This is a genomic window from Streptomyces sp. NPDC002520 (assembly GCF_053595235.1).
This window is the reverse complement of sequence record NZ_JBSFXG010000017.1, coordinates 140111-153874: the sequence shown is the minus strand read 5'-3', so window position 1 is coordinate 153874 and position 13764 is coordinate 140111. Positions and strand designations below refer to the sequence as shown.

14 protein-coding genes are annotated in these 13764 nt (G+C 71.4%); 8 read left to right on the top strand and 6 right to left on the bottom strand.

Annotated features, from left to right (window positions below):
- Positions 1-67 precede the first annotated feature (67 nt).
- Positions 68-901: a lysozyme gene (locus ACWD5D_RS24105; protein ID WP_451374799.1), complete on the bottom strand. Its 834-nt coding sequence runs from the start codon at positions 899-901 to the stop codon at positions 68-70.
- Between the two features lie 227 nt (positions 902-1128).
- Here ACWD5D_RS24105 and ACWD5D_RS24100 point away from each other — a divergent pair, with 227 nt between their 5' ends.
- Positions 1129-1620 carry a MarR family winged helix-turn-helix transcriptional regulator gene (locus ACWD5D_RS24100; RefSeq protein WP_451374798.1) on the top strand — a complete coding sequence of 164 codons (492 nt, stop codon included), beginning with the start codon at positions 1129-1131 and terminating at the stop codon, positions 1618-1620.
- A 132-nt stretch (positions 1621-1752) separates the two neighbouring features.
- Here ACWD5D_RS24100 and ACWD5D_RS24095 read toward each other — a convergent pair whose 3' ends face one another.
- Positions 1753-2541, bottom strand: a complete 789-nt coding sequence (locus ACWD5D_RS24095) for a hypothetical protein (RefSeq protein WP_451374797.1) — start codon at positions 2539-2541, stop codon at positions 1753-1755.
- Between the two features lie 384 nt (positions 2542-2925).
- On the opposite strand from ACWD5D_RS24095, the gene ACWD5D_RS24090 reads away from it, so the two are divergent.
- The 5 genes from ACWD5D_RS24090 to ACWD5D_RS24070 are packed head-to-tail and all read left to right on the top strand — an operon-like array spanning position 2926 to position 8661.
- Positions 2926-5793, top strand: a complete 2868-nt coding sequence (locus ACWD5D_RS24090) for a nitrate- and nitrite sensing domain-containing protein (RefSeq protein WP_451374796.1) — start codon at positions 2926-2928, stop codon at positions 5791-5793.
- The gene (locus tag ACWD5D_RS24085) at positions 5790-6323 is read left to right on the top strand and encodes a roadblock/LC7 domain-containing protein (protein WP_451374795.1); all 534 of its coding nucleotides are present in this window, start codon (positions 5790-5792) and stop codon (positions 6321-6323) included. Before ACWD5D_RS24090 ends, ACWD5D_RS24085 begins: the two co-directional genes overlap by 4 nt.
- The gene (locus ACWD5D_RS24080; RefSeq protein ID WP_451374794.1) at positions 6320-6745 is read left to right on the top strand and encodes a DUF742 domain-containing protein; all 426 of its coding nucleotides are present in this window, start codon (positions 6320-6322) and stop codon (positions 6743-6745) included. Before ACWD5D_RS24085 ends, ACWD5D_RS24080 begins: the two co-directional genes overlap by 4 nt.
- The gene (locus ACWD5D_RS24075) at positions 6726-7382 is read left to right on the top strand and encodes a GTP-binding protein (RefSeq protein WP_451374793.1); all 657 of its coding nucleotides are present in this window, start codon (positions 6726-6728) and stop codon (positions 7380-7382) included. Before ACWD5D_RS24080 ends, ACWD5D_RS24075 begins: the two co-directional genes overlap by 20 nt.
- 25 nt (positions 7383-7407) lie before the next feature.
- Complete coding sequence (locus tag ACWD5D_RS24070; protein WP_451374792.1) at positions 7408-8661, top strand: styrene monooxygenase/indole monooxygenase family protein; 1254 nt, start codon at positions 7408-7410, stop codon at positions 8659-8661.
- A 183-nt stretch (positions 8662-8844) separates the two neighbouring features.
- Here the strand turns inward: ACWD5D_RS24070 and ACWD5D_RS24065 are convergent, their stop codons facing one another.
- The 3 genes from ACWD5D_RS24065 to ACWD5D_RS24055 form a co-directional block, all read right to left on the bottom strand.
- Positions 8845-9915 (bottom strand): NlpC/P60 family protein, encoded by a 1071-nt coding sequence (locus ACWD5D_RS24065; RefSeq protein ID WP_451374791.1) that lies wholly within the window; start codon positions 9913-9915, stop codon positions 8845-8847.
- Between the two features lie 113 nt (positions 9916-10028).
- Positions 10029-10358 carry a hypothetical protein gene (locus ACWD5D_RS24060; RefSeq protein ID WP_451374790.1) on the bottom strand — a complete coding sequence of 110 codons (330 nt, stop codon included), beginning with the start codon at positions 10356-10358 and terminating at the stop codon, positions 10029-10031.
- Positions 10359-10362: 4 nt separating this feature from the next.
- Entirely contained in the window at positions 10363-11022 is a 660-nt protein-coding gene (locus ACWD5D_RS24055) for a TetR/AcrR family transcriptional regulator (protein WP_451374789.1), read from the bottom strand.
- 50 nt (positions 11023-11072) lie between these two features.
- Here ACWD5D_RS24055 and ACWD5D_RS24050 point away from each other — a divergent pair, with 50 nt between their 5' ends.
- On the top strand, positions 11073-11534 hold the full coding sequence (locus ACWD5D_RS24050) for a hypothetical protein (RefSeq protein WP_451374788.1): 462 nt from the start codon (positions 11073-11075) through the stop codon (positions 11532-11534).
- 22 nt (positions 11535-11556) lie between these two features.
- Here ACWD5D_RS24050 and ACWD5D_RS24045 read toward each other — a convergent pair whose 3' ends face one another.
- Positions 11557-12495: an AurF N-oxygenase family protein gene (locus tag ACWD5D_RS24045; protein WP_451374787.1), complete on the bottom strand. Its 939-nt coding sequence runs from the start codon at positions 12493-12495 to the stop codon at positions 11557-11559.
- Positions 12496-12618: 123 nt separating this feature from the next.
- Between ACWD5D_RS24045 and ACWD5D_RS24040 the strand changes: the two genes are divergently transcribed.
- The gene (locus tag ACWD5D_RS24040; protein ID WP_451374786.1) at positions 12619-13728 is read left to right on the top strand and encodes a ferritin-like domain-containing protein; all 1110 of its coding nucleotides are present in this window, start codon (positions 12619-12621) and stop codon (positions 13726-13728) included.
- Positions 13729-13764 lie beyond the last annotated feature (36 nt).

Sequence of the window (13764 nt, the reverse complement as noted above, 5' to 3'; positions counted from 1 at the left end):
TCCCCCGCCCGCGCACGAAGACGGCGGCCGTCCCGAGGGGCGGCCGCCGTATCCGCACGCTTCGGGGTCAGCCGTTGGCCAGTGCCTGCACCCGGTCCAGCGCCCCGTTGAACTTGTCGTGGTCCCCGACCGTCGGTCCGGACGAGGTGTACTGCCACATCGTGTAGTACGACCAGCCCGCCGGCAGCGTGCCCGGGTCCGAGGCGTAGCGGGCGATCCACAGCGGGTTGTTCACCGCGAAGCCGCCGTAGTTGCCGGTGCACTGGGTCCACCAGCTGGTGGCCGTGTAGATCACGGCGTCCCGGCCGGTGCGCGCCTTGTAGGTGTTGAGGAAGTCGCGGATCCAGGTGACCATCGCGCTCTGCGTCTTGCCGTAGCAGGCGGCGCCGTACGGGTTCCACTCGATGTCGAGCGCGCCGGGCAGCGTCTTGCCGTCGCCGGACCAGCCGCCGCCGTGGTCCACGAAGTAGTTGGCCTGGGTGGCACCGCTCGTGGTGTCCGGGGTCGCGAAGTGGTACGCGCCGCGGATCATGCCGACGTTGTACGAGCCGTTGTACTGCTGCGCGAAGTACGCGTTCGTGTAGTACGTGCCCTCCGTGGCCTTGGTGTAGGCCCAGCGGACCCCGCTGTTCCACAGCGTGCTCCAGGCGACGTTGCCCTGGTAGCCGGAGACGTCGACACCCTCGGTCTGGGTGGCGTCACCGGAGGTGGGGGTGCCGTCCTGGCCGTCGTGGGCCAGGACGCCCATGCCCATGTGGGCGGAGCCGCGAGCGGGGGTGGTCGCGGCCCGGGCCGTGGTGAGCGGGAGCGTGAGGGACAGTGCCGCGAGCAGGGCCGTGACGAGGACGGCGAGCGGACGCGGGCGGATGGAGCGGATGGAGCCGGGTCTGTGCACGGGCATGACGTTCCTCCGGGAAGAGGTGGGGGGACCGTGTGGTGACCGAGCGGCCCACTGGCGTGGGCATGCCATTTGTGGCTTCGTAAAAAAGCTACGCACGTAGATAGTGGGAAGGGAAGGGGGTCCGGTGGCTGCCGTTGGTCTACGCCTGCGAAATACTGGCGGAGCTGCGGCAATGACGGGGTTTGACGGAAACTTTCAGGATCGCGAAACCGATCAGGGGTGGTGACGTGCACGAGCACGCGAACGGCGACGTACTGGGCGTCGCCGCCGAGGTGACGCCCAGTTGCGTCGACCAGGAATTCCTGGCACTGGAGCGGGAGTTGACGGTGCTGTTCCGGCGCGCCCGGGCGAACCAGGGCGAGATGGCCCGCGAGGTCCACCCCGACCTGGAGTCCTCCGCGTACGGCCTGCTCATCCGGCTCGACGAACTCGGCGGCCAGCGCGCCACCGAACTCGCCGCCTACATCGGCGTCGGCAAGGCCACCATGTCCCGCCAGCTGCGCGCCCTGGAGGAGCTGGGCCTGGTGGCCCGCGAGCCCGACCCGGCAGACGGCCGCGCCTGGCTGATCACCCTCACCGACGAGGGCCGCGGCCGCGTCGGCCGGGTCCGCGAGGCCCGCCGCGCCCGCTACGTCAGCCAGCTCGCCCACTGGGACCGCCGAGAGGTGTCCGAACTGGCCCGGCTGCTCAACCAGTTGAACGGGGTCATGGAGAGGTAGCCCGGCTCCGGCACGGCTCCCCGGACCGCTGCCAGGGCGCCCACGGCTCCCGGGGACGCCACCCGGGCGCTCGCGGCTCCCCGGGTACACCACTCGGGCGCTCGCGGCTCCCCGGGTACACCACTCGGGCGCTCACAGCTCCACGTACACCACCGACGCGTCGTCGTGCGTCTTGCCGCGCCTCAGGAACGCCCGCTCCTCGCGGTCCGCCTCCTCCAGCTCCCGCACCCGGTCGACCAGGGCGTGCGCGCCCTCCTTCGCCACGAGGTCGAGCAGGGCCGTCCAGTCGCCCTCGTGGAACTTCTCCGTCCAGCGGGTGGCGCCGTCCGTCAGCGCCGCCAGCGCCCGGACCTCGGAGCGGGGCACGGTGCCGGCGACCGCGCGGGCGGCGACCGAGGGGTCGGCGGCGGCCGTGAAGAAGCCGCCCTCCTTGTTGCGCAGCGCGGCGTCGATCAGCGCGTCCGTGGCGAGGGCCGAGCGGGGCAGACGGGCGAGCCGGTCGTCCAGGACCGGGGTGACCGTGCCGTCCGGCGCGCGCAGCAGCAGGGCGGAGTCGGACAGGACCAGGTACTCCACGGTCTCGGCTGACCAGCGGGTCAGGACGACCGTCGCCTGAGGCGTGCGCGGGTGAGAAAGGTCACAGGTGTGGGCGTGGGCGTCCGAGGTACGCGTGATCGCGCGCGCAAGAATCTCCGGGAGCGTCAGATCTCGGGCGGAAACGGTCAGTTCGGTCAGTGCGCCGCCGAGGCGCGCGGTGAACCAGGGGACGGAATGCAGACACCCCGTGCCGTCCCGCGGCGGCGTCACTCCGTCCAGCAAGATCACGCAACCGCCCTGACCGGAGGCGGGTAGTCCGACACCGGCGAAGTCCTCGTTGGGGCGGGAGGCGTCGCCGGGTTCCGAAACGAGATCGGTTCGCATTCGGCCAGTCTGCACGAGCCCTTCACAGACTCCGCCAAAGACCGGCAACCGCGCCCGAATTGGCATGACCGCGCAGGTCACGCGCCTGGTTTGGGGTCATATGGCACGCTACGGAAACCCGTGGCGGCGAATATTGCCAAAGCCTGCCCCGCGCGTCCAACCGGCCCGCCGCGCAGCGGTGCCGAACGCGCCGGAGGAACTTGCCCGCCAACTCCCCTCCGATGTTCACTCCTTCGGGTGGCGGGTCGGGTGATGCGCGACCACCGCCCACCGGCGCTGGGAGGGTCGGGAACCGTACGAACCGGGTGTACGCACCACTTGGCACCGAGACCACGGGGCGCCATCCGGGGCCCTGGGTAGACGAGTTCAGGAATGCGAGCACCGGTGCAGATGAAGCGGCCTCGGCGCACAGGCAGGCAGTCGGCTCCCGAGGGGGCCGCCGAGCGGACCCCCGTGGGCACCGGCCGCCCCACACACGTGCGCACCCGGTTGATCGTCGCCGTGGCCGTGGTGGCCGCGGCCATCGCCGGAGCAGGCGCCCCCGCGCTGCTCACGGCCTCCGGGGACGTAAGCGACTCCCAGGGGCTGGTCACGCTGGCCGCCCGCACCCAGGACGCGCTCACGCTCGCCCATTCCCTGGCCGACGAACGCGACGAGGTCACCTCCTACGTCGCGGCCGGCCGCCCCAAGTCCAAGGCCCCGTCGGAGCAGCGCAGCGCCCGGGTCGACCGCCAGGTCGAGGACCTGCGCGCCGACACCGACACCCCGGCCGCGCTGCGCACCGGCCTCGACGGCATCGCGGCCGTCCGCCGCGCCGCCCTCACCGGCACGACGGACGCCCTGGAGACCCACCAGGCGTACTCGGCCACCATCAGCGCACTGCACCGGCTCGCCGAGCAGCTGGCCGAGCAGATGCCCTCGCGGGCCGGCTCCGGCGCCCACGCGCTCGCCGAACTGGACTCCGCCGTCCAGCAGTCCGCCGCCGCCCGCGGCCTGCTGCTGGCCGCGCTCAGCGTCCCGTCCACCCAGCAGACCGTGATCAGCCCGGTCACCGGCCTGCCCACCACGATCAGCACCGCCACCGACGCCGACCGCAAGCGGCGCGACGCGCTCACCGCCGCCGCCCAGCTGGCCCGGCTGCGCGCCGACGCGGATCTCGCCGGCTTCCGCGCCGACGCGCCGCGATCGGCCGTCGACTCCTACGACTCCACGGTCACCGGCGCCGAGGTCAACTCCGCCGACAAGTACCTCGCCGCCCTCACCGACCAGCCCACCCTCACCGACAGCGAGCTGACCACCAGCGCCAAGAGGCTGGACGCGGCCCTGTCCGCACGCGTCGACCTGATGCGCGGCACGGAGGCGGCCCTCTACGACCACCGCACCAAGGATCTGGCGAAGCTCCGGGACGACGACGTCACCGCCCTGGAGATCCGTGTCGCCGTCCTCGGTGTCCTGATGCTGGTCGCCGTCGGCGTCGCCACCGCCATGGCCCGCACCCTGACCCGCCCCCTGTCGGTCCTGCGCCGCGGCTCGGCCCGGCTGGCCGAGTCCCAGGACCCCGCGGCCCAGGACCCGATCGCCTTCACCGGCCGCAACGACGAGTTCGCCCAGGTCGTCCGCTCGGTCAACGCCCTGCACGCGCACGCCGTCACCCTGCACGAGCGGGTCGGCACGCTGGAGACCGACCGCAAGCACCTGGTCGGCCAGCGGCAGAGGATGGCCGACGCCCGCGAGGACCTGCGCACCGAACTCGCCGAGTCCGCCGCCCAGCTGGAGCGGCTGCGCACCAGCATCGGCGGCACGTTCGTCAACCTCGCCCTGCGCACGCTGGGCCTGGTCGAGCGTCAACTGGCGGTCATCGAGGCCCTGGAGGAGCGCGAGCAGGACCCCGAGCGGCTCGCCACGCTCTTCAAGCTGGACCACTTCGCGACGGTCATGCGCCGGCACAGCGAGAACCTCCTGGTCCTCTCCGGCACCGAGCACGTCCAGCAGCACCACGGCACCGTCCCGCTGGTCGACGTGGTCCGCGCGGCGGTCAGCGAGATCGAGCGCTACGAACGCGTCCGCATCGCGGCCCTGCCCCCGCACGCCCACATTGCGGGCTTCGCCGCCGACGACCTGTCCCACCTGCTCGCCGAACTCATGGAGAACGCCACCTCGTTCTCCCCGCCGGACCTGCCCGTCGAGGTCTCCGGCTGGCTGCTGGAGAGCGGCGAGGTGATGCTCTCGGTCCAGGACGAGGGCATCGGCATGACCTCCGACCGCCTGGACCGCCTCAACTCCCGCCTCGTCGGCTTCGACCCCGAGTCGCCGTACGACGAGGAGGGCAAGGACGGCCTGGGCCTCGGCCTCTACGTCGTCGCCCGCCTCGCCCACCGCCACGGCGTCCGCGTCCAGCTGCGCGAGCAGAAGCAGGGCGGGGTGGCCGCGGTCGTCGTGCTGTCCCGGGTCCTGCTCGCCGAGGCCCCGGCCGTCGCGGTCCCGCCCCCGGTCACCTCCTCCGACACCACGCAGACCTTCTCCCTGCCCGGCGCCGACGCCGAGGCCAACTCCAACGTCCTGCACGCCCGCGCCAAGGACAAGGACCCGCTGGTGGCGCTGGCGGAGCGGGCGGTACGCGAGACGGAGCTGGCCGACGCGCGGACCGGGCCGCGGGCCGAGCCGGATCCGGGGCCCGAGTCCGGGTCCGAGTTCGGGTCCGTGGAGACGCACACCCGGGCGGACGCGGCGCAGCCGAGCGCCGCGCAGTCGCCGACCCGGCCGAAGGAGCCGGCGGAGACCTTCCCCGAGAGCCTCGCCGAGACGACGATGGAGCTGCTGCTCCCGGACGTCGCGGCGGACCCCGGGACACCCGACGTTCCCGGGGCATCCGCGATGCCGCGCGCATCCCGCGCACGCGCGCTCGCCGACGGCGAGGAACCCCCGCAGGGGCCACCCGCACGCGACGACCAGACCCCCACGGGTCGCGCGGGTGGGAACGAAGACGCCGAAGGCGAAGCCGAGGCGGTGACCGCCGACGAGCCACAGGCCGACGTGCTCACCAGCAAGGGCCTCCCCAAGCGCACACCCAAGATCACCGCACTGGCCCACACCCCGCGCCAGCGGAGCGGCTCGGTGGACGCCGAGGCGCTGCGCCGCAGACTGGGCGGCTTCCGCCAGGGCGCACAGGCCGGCTACCGCGACGTGGAGGCAGAGATCACGGCGCACACCGAACACAGCACGGGGGGCTCAGCCGAGGAGGCAAGCAGTTGACCACGCCCAGTACCTACGGACTGAGCAAGGAAGCCCGCAACCTGCACTGGCTGCTGACCAACCTGGTCGAGGAGGTGCCCGGCATCCAGTCCGTCGCGGTCGTCTCCTCCGACGGACTGCTCCTGCTGTCCTCGGACCCCGCCCTCCCTCACGCTCGGACCCACTCGCGCGGGGAGACCGCCATGGAGGAGTCCGGCGACAGCAGCCCGGTGAAGGGACCGCGAGGCTCCTCCGCCGACCTCGCCACCATCGTCTCCGGCATCGGCAGCCTCACCCTCGGCGCCGCCAAGCTGATGGAGTACGGCGGGACCAAGCACACCATGGTCGCCATGGACGAGGGCAGCCTGTTCGTGATGGCGATCAGCGACGGCTCGCTGCTCGGCGTGCACGGCTCCGCCGAGTGCGACATGAGCGTGGTGGCGTACCACATGGCCCTCTTCGTCGGCCGTGCCGGACACGTCCTGACCCCCGAACTCCGCAGCGAGTTGCGTAAATCCCTGGAAGACGAGTCGACGGGGAGTCTCCGATGAGCGGCACACCCAACAAGACCCAGCTCCCGATGCGCGGCGGCGACCGAAAGCCCGCCCGCGTCCGCCCCTACTCGCTCACCGGCGGCCGTACCCGCTTCGGTCACGTCCTCCTCGTGGAGACGTTCGTGGCCAGCACAGCGGCGCTCGAAGCCCCCGAGGAGCGCAAGGAACTGACGAACGGCTCCCTCACCACCCGGGTCATGCCGGAGATGCGGGCCATCGTCGAACTCTGCCGCCGTATGCGTACGGTGGCAGAGATCGCCGCGCTGCTGAAGATGCCGCTCGGCGTGGTCCGGGTCCTGCTCAGCGACCTCGCGGACCAGGGAAAGATCCGTGTGTACGGCACCGGAACCGGTCACGGCACCGGCCGCCCGGACCGCGCTCTGCTGGAAAGGGTGCTGAGTGGACTCCGCCGTCTCTGACGCCACCGCCTCCCTCGGAGGCGCCCCCCTCGTCGACCGGTTCGCCGAACCCGACGAGGACCTGAAGTCCTGGCAGACGGACCGCACCAGGGCTCCCGTCGCCACGAAGATCGTGGTGGCGGGCGGCTTCGGCGTCGGCAAGACCACGCTGGTCACCGCCGCCTCGGAGATCACGCCTCTGCAGACCGAGGCGCTGATGACCCAGGCCAGCGAGGACACCGACGACCTGTCGGACACGCCCGACAAGCTGACCACCACGGTCGCCATGGACTTCGGTCGTCTCACGCTCGACGACGACCTCGTCCTCTACCTGTTCGGCACCCCGGGGCAGCAGCGGTTCTGGTTCATGTGGGACGACCTGGTGCGCGGCGCGATCGGCGCCGTCGTCCTGGCCGACACCCGCCGGCTGAAGGACAGCTTCCCGGCGCTGGACTACTTCGAGAGCTGCGGACTGCCGTACGTCGTCGCGGTCAACCACTTCGACGGCAGCGAGCGGTTCGAGCCGGAGGACGTACGGGAGGCGCTGACGATACCCCCGCACATCCCTGTCATGATCATGGATGCGCGGCGCCGGATCTCGGTGATCGAGACCCTCCTGGCCCTGGTGGGCCACGCGCTGGACGAAACCCCCGAGTAGTCCCGAACTAGGAGCCACCACCCGCATGCGGAAGATACTCGTCGTCGGAGCCGGTCAGTCCGGTCTCCAGCTCGCCCTCGGCCTGCAGTCGCACGGCTACGAGGTCACCCTGATGTCGAACCGGACCGCGGACGAGATCCGCTCCGGCCGGGTCATGTCGACGCAGTGCATGTTCGACACGGCGCTGCAGCACGAGCGTGATCTCCAGCTGAACTTCTGGGAGTCCCAGGCCCCGAAGATCGAAGGACTCGGCGTCTCGGTCGCGGCCCCCGGCTCGTACGACCCCGGCCCCACCCAGCGGGCGATCGACTGGGTGGGCAAGCTGGACGGGTACGCGCAGTCGGTCGACCAGCGGGTCAAGATGGCCGGCTGGATGGAGACCTTCGCCCAGCGCGGCGGCCAGCTGGTCATCCACGGCGCGGCCGTCGGCGACCTCGACTACTTCTCCCGCACCTACGACCTCGTCCTCGTCGCGGCCGGCAAGGGCGAGCTGGTGTCCATGTTCGCCCGTGACCCCGAGCGTTCCCCGTACACCGAGCCGCAGCGCGCCCTCGCGGTGGCGTACGTGCACGGCATGGGCCCGCGCCCGGAGCACCCGGAGTTCGACGCGGTCCGCTGCAACCTGGTCCCCGGCGTCGGCGAGCTGTTCGTCATGCCGACCCTGACCACCTCCGGCCGTGCCGACATCCTGTTCTGGGAGGGCGTACCCGGCGGCCCCGTCGACGTCTTCGGCGGCGTCAAGGACCCGGCGCAGCACCTCTCCCTGACCCTGGAACTCATGGAGAAGTTCCTTCCGTGGGAGTACGCGCGGTCCACCAAGGTCGAGCTGACGGACGCCGGCGGCACGCTGGCCGGCCGGTACGCGCCGACCGTGCGCAACCCCGTCGGCCGGCTGCCCTCCGGCGGTCTGGTCCTCGGCGTGGCCGACGTGGTCGTCGCCAACGACCCGATCACCGGGCAGGGCTCCAACTCCGCGTCCAAGTGTGCGGCCGCGTACCTCTCCTCGATTCTCGAGCGGGAGGACAAGCCGTTCGACGAGGAGTGGATGCGGGCCACGTTCGACCGCTACTGGGCCACGGCCCAGCACGTCACCAAGTGGACGAACGCGATGCTGGCGCCGCCGCCCGAGCACGTCCTGAACCTGATCGGCGCGGCCGGGCAGCTCCAGCCGGTGGCGGACCGTTTCGCCAACGGGTTCAACGATCCCTCGGACTTCGAGAACTTCTTCTACGACCCGGAGAAGACCGGCGCGTACCTGGCCTCGGTGACCGGGGCCTAGTCGCAGTCGGGGTGCGGGGCCGACCGCGGCTGCGGGTCCGTTGTGGTTGCTCGCTCCCCCACTCTCGGCTTCTCCCCCACTCTCGGCTTCTCCCCCACTCTCGGCTTCTCCCCCACTCTCGGCTTCGCTCGAGCGGGAGGGACCCCCAGCGCGGGGGGACCTCCATCGCGGCGGAGCCGCAGATCAAGCGGAGCCCCGCGCCCCCGGGGTGTCGGTCCTGGCGTCGGCGTCGGGCCTGACCGCGCCCAGGACGGGGTTGGCCCCGATCGGGGAGATCTTGACGGGCTCGCCGGCCCGCGGGGCCTGGACGACCTTGCCGTCCCCGACGTACATCGCCACGTGGGTGGCGTCGGGGAAGTAGACGACCAGGTCGCCGGGGCGCAGCTCGTTCAGGGGGATCCTCGTCAGCCGGGCCCACTGTTCCTGGCTGGTGCGGGGGATCGGGGTGCCCGCGCGGTCCCAGGCCTGCGAGGTCAGGCCGGAGCAGTCGTAGGACGCGGGGCCGGTGGCCCCCCACTGGTAGGGCTTGCCGAGCTGGGCCATGGCGTAGCGGACCGCCAGGTTGCCCTCGGTGGTGGCGGGGCGGTCGGGGCCGAGCGCGCCCGAGGTCGTGAGCTTGCGCTGCGCGGTCGCGACGCCGTCCTGTTCCAGCTGGGCCACCGCGCCGAGCTGTTCGGGGGTGAGGGAGGCGAGGAGCCGTTCGACGTCGGCCAGCCTGCCCTGCACGTCGTCACGTGCCTTGCGCTGCTTGCCGGCGAGGGCCTGCTCGGTGTCCAGGGCCTTGCGGGCCGTCCTGGCGAGCGCGTCCTTCCGCTGTTCCGCGCCGGTGAGCCGGTCCACCGTCCTGGCACGCTCGTCGGCCAGCCGTCCGATGACGTGGCCCTCGTCGAGCGCCTGCTGCGGGTCCCGGGCGAGGAGCAGACGTAGGTAGGGGGAGAAGTCGGAGTTGTTCTGGTACTGCTGCCGGGCCAGCCGTCCGGCGTCGCCCTGGCTGTCCTGCAACGCGAGCCGGGCGCGGGCCAGTTCGCCGTCCAGTCGGTTCACCTCGGCCCGCTGCCTCGCGAGCTTCTCCGCAGTGGCGTTGTAGGTCTCGGTGGCCTGCTCGGTCTGCCGGTACAGGCTCTGAAGGTCCGTCAGCAGCTTGGAGACCGGCCGCTGCGGTTCGGGTACGGCGACCGCCGGCGCGGGCGCCACGAGGACTGTCTGGGCCGCGACGGCGGCCGCACTGGCCAGGCGCAGAAGCACTCCTGACACGTCATCACCTCCGGTGCGGGGGCGGACGGACCCTCCGTTCGCTTCCGCACGGTGATAATCAGACGTTGTGAAGTGATTTCTACCCTCCGTGTGCGCGGTTCGGCCCAGCGAAGTCACCCGGTCGCGTCGTCCGGCTTGCCGGACGGCGTGTTGTCCGGACCGCTCTGCGGCCGGGGCGCCGGCTTGGACCACGGCCAGCGGATCCGGTCGCCGGGGCGCTCGCCCTCGGGGTCGTACTCGTACTTCCAGCCCAGCACCAGCCCCAGCTTCTTGCTGTGCCCGCGCGGCACGCGACGGTAGACGAGCACGGTGGGCGGGCCGCCGGCAGCATCCGGGACGGGGATGCGGTACGTCTTCGGGGGGTGACCGGTCGGGCCGACCAGCACGGGCAGTACCCGTCCGTCCATGGGGCCGCCCTCGAAGGGGGTGTTCTGGCTCTTCACGGCGTCAGTCCCGGCCGGAGTCGGTGAGCACGCCGCCGAGGGCGGCCGTCTGCGAGTCCCGGGCGGCGGTCACCATGAGGACCGCCACGAACTGCTCGACCAGCCAGTCCCGCAGCTCCTCCACCGGGGGCCGCTTGCCCTCGTCGAGCCAGATCAGGGACGACGCCTCCACCGCCGTGATCCACATCCGGACGGTCATGCGCAGCCGCGGGCCCGGTTCGGCGACGCCGAGGTGACGGTAGATGTGCTCGGCGGCGGCCCGGCGCACCCCATCGACGATGGCCGTGGTCCGCGAGGTCTCCACCACGCTGCCGCCCTGGAGCAGCGCGCTGAACCCCGTGTCGTGCTCGTCCACGAAGGCCAGATACCGGTCCAGCGCCCGGGACAGCCGGGGCAGCAGGGGGCCCTTGCGGGGCTCGTCGAAGCACTTCTGGAGCGCGTCGGCGGCCGACCCGAGCGCGGCCTCGTACAGCTGCTGCTTGCCGCCGGGGAAGTACCGGTACACCAGCGGCCGCGACACCCCGGCCGCCTCCGCCACATCGTCCAGCGACACGTCCTCCGGGGCGCGGTGCGCGAAGAGCGAGAGCGCCGTGTCGAGCAGCTGGCGCCGCCGCTCCTCGACACTGAGGCGACGGTAGGCGGGGGTGGCGGCCTGCGGGGTCATGTTCCGCAGCGTAACCGGGCCGGCGCTACCGTGACGGACGGAGGTGGGGGATGAGCGACAACTGGCTGATCGTGATCCCGCAGGACCCGTACTGGCAACCGGAGCGCGCGGCGGCGGACCGAGCCGCCGCCGCCCTGGCCGGGATGCTCTCCGAGCAGGGGCGACAGGGTCTCAAGGCGCGGTGGCACGACACCGTGGAGGTGGTCCACTGCTTCGCGAATCTGGAGCGGGTCGCCTGCCCTCGCTGCGGCGCGGACCTGTACACCGGGAGCTGGCTGGGCGAGGCCATCACCGAGCGTTTCGAGGACGGCTTCGCCACGCTGGACGTCACCGTTCCCTGCTGCGGCGCCGGAATCTCGCTGAACGACCTGGTCTACGACTGGCCGATGGGGTTCGCGAGATTCCGGATCGAGGTCCTCTACCCGGACCGGGCGTGGCTGACGGACGGCGAACTGACCCGGATCGCCGACGCCCTCGGCCACCCCGTGCGCCAGATCCTCGCCCATCTGTGAGGCGTGCGCTCCGGGCCGGGCGTCAGGCCAGCAGCCCCGAGGACTTCCACAGGCGCCGGCCGACGCCCCGCAGCACCCCGATCTCGTCCAGGAAGTCGGTCAGCCGCCTGGCGCCGGTCTGCATGACCTCGCGCCGGTGCCCGCTGGCCTTGACCTGCGCCATGGCCTCCCGCTTGTCGAGGCCGACGTTCGTGTACACCTCCGGGTTGATGAAGGCGATGGAGAACACCCGCGCGAACTCGCCGGACGTGACCCGCGTGAACTCCTGCGACCACTTGGGAGCCGTGACCATCTGGCGGCGCAGCTCCTCGCGGGCGTAGCGGACGTGCCGGGCCTCCTCGACCACGTGGATGCGCGTGACCCCGCGGATCAGCGGCTGGACGCGCTCGTCCGGGAAGGTCAGCCGCTGCATCCAGTCCAGCACCTCCTCGCCGAGCAGCGTGGCGGTGAAGGAACCGGGGGTGGTGGAGACGGTCTTGAAGAGCCGGCCGAGGTTCTGGTGGGCCCGGCTCACCGGGTACCAGGGGGTTCCGCCGCGCGAGATCACGCGGGCGAACATCTTGGAGTGTCGGCACTCGTCCTCGATCTCGGTGAGCGCGTACCGCACGTGCGCGCTCGTCGCCGCCTTGTCGTAGATGTGCCGGACGAGCAGCTGCATCAGGATCAGCTCGAACCAGATGCCGAGCGAGGCCAGCGCGGCCGCCTCGTGCTGGGAGAGCCGGATCTGCTGCTCCTCGCTCATCCGCTTCCACATCGGGGTGCCGTACAGCGAGACCAGCTCCGGCGGCCAGAACCACTTGCCCTCCTCGAAGGGCGCGTCCCAGTCCAGCTCCTTGTCCGGGTCGAAGGAGTGCTTGGCGGAAGAGACGAGCAGTCGCTCGGCCACCTGCTCGCGGTCCTTGAGCAGACCGAGCGCGTCGCGCAGCCCGTCGAGCGCGTCCGCTTCCGTCAGGGTCGTCATGACTCTCTCACCTCGTTACCCGGGGGTACGTCGTCCGCCTCTTATGAGACTGCCTGTCAGTAAGGTCGTCAATCCCTTGCGCATGACTTGTTGACTCCGGGTCTACGTGTGAGCCTGCGAGGTATGCCGACCAACGACCTGTACGCCAAGGACCCGGGAGACACGCCGTGGCAGGTGCCGGCGAGCGGCTCGGCCCGGTTCAACTGGGAGTACGACGCCGGCCGCGACCGCCTGCTCGCCCTCTATCAGAAGGGCAAGGACAAGCAGTGGGACGGGCAGAAGCGCATCGACTGGGAGCTGGAGGTCGATCCGTACGACCCCCTCGGCACCCCGGACGAGGCCATGACCCTGTACGGGACGCCGCACTGGGCGAAGATGACCGACCGGGACAAGGGTGAGCTGCGGCAGCACTTCGCCTCCTGGCAGTTCAGCCAGTTCCTGCACGGTGAGCAGGGGGCGATGATCTGCGCCGCCCGGATCGTGGAGTCCGTGCCCGACCTGGACGCGAAGTTCTACTCCGCGACCCAGACCATGGACGAGGCCCGGCACGCCGAGATCTACGCCCGCTTCCTGCACGAGAAGATCGGCCTCGTCTACCCGATCAACGACAACCTCCAGTCCCTGCTCGGCGACACCCTCCGCGACAGCCGCTGGGACATGCCCTACCTCGGCATGCAGGTGCTGATCGAGGGTCTCGCCCTGGCCGCCTTCGGCATGATCCGGGACACCACCGACAAGCCGCTGCCCAAGCAGATCCTGGCCTACGTCATGCAGGACGAGGCCCGGCACGTGGCCTTCGGGCGCATGGCGCTGCGCGACTACTACCAGCAGCTCAGCGACGCCGAACTGCGCGAGCGCGAGGAGTTCGTCATCGAGGGCTGCTACCTCATGCGCGACCGGCTGCGCGGGGTCGAGGTCCTGGAGAACTTCGGCATCCCCAAGGCCGAGGCGGAACAGCTCAGCGAACGCTCCGAGTTCCTCCAGCTCTTCCGCAAGCTGCTCTTCAGCCGCATCGTCCCCTGCGTCAAGGACATCGGCCTGTGGGGCAAGCGCCTCCAGCAGGCCTACGCGGACATGGGCGTCTTCGAGCTGGGCGATTCCAACCTGGACCTGCTGATGGCCCAGGACGAGGAGATCGCCGAGCGACTGGACGCGGAGCGCTTCGCCGCGGAGGAGGGGGAGCGGGTCGCGGAGGTGCGGGAGGCGATCGAGGCGGGGGCGGCGGAGGGCTGAACGGCGGTGCCGGGCACGGGTGCAGTAGCGTGCTGG

Bases quoted from the DNA above. Each gene is read 5' to 3' on its own strand.
- ACWD5D_RS24080 (WP_451374794.1), top strand. From the start codon at position 6,320: ATGAGCGGCACACCCAACAAGACCCAGCTCCCGATGCGCGGCGGCGAC.
- ACWD5D_RS24105 (WP_451374799.1), bottom strand. From the start codon at position 901: ATGCCCGTGCACAGACCCGGCTCCATCCGCTCCATCCGCCCGCGTCCG.
- ACWD5D_RS24095 (WP_451374797.1), bottom strand. From the start codon at position 2,541: ATGCGAACCGATCTCGTTTCGGAACCCGGCGACGCCTCCCGCCCCAAC.
- ACWD5D_RS24050 (WP_451374788.1), top strand. From the start codon at position 11,073: ATGAGCGACAACTGGCTGATCGTGATCCCGCAGGACCCGTACTGGCAA.
- ACWD5D_RS24055 (WP_451374789.1), bottom strand. From the start codon at position 11,022: ATGACCCCGCAGGCCGCCACCCCCGCCTACCGTCGCCTCAGTGTCGAG.
- ACWD5D_RS24045 (WP_451374787.1), bottom strand. From the start codon at position 12,495: ATGACGACCCTGACGGAAGCGGACGCGCTCGACGGGCTGCGCGACGCG.
- ACWD5D_RS24070 (WP_451374792.1), top strand. From the start codon at position 7,408: ATGCGGAAGATACTCGTCGTCGGAGCCGGTCAGTCCGGTCTCCAGCTC.
- ACWD5D_RS24040 (WP_451374786.1), top strand. From the start codon at position 12,619: ATGCCGACCAACGACCTGTACGCCAAGGACCCGGGAGACACGCCGTGG.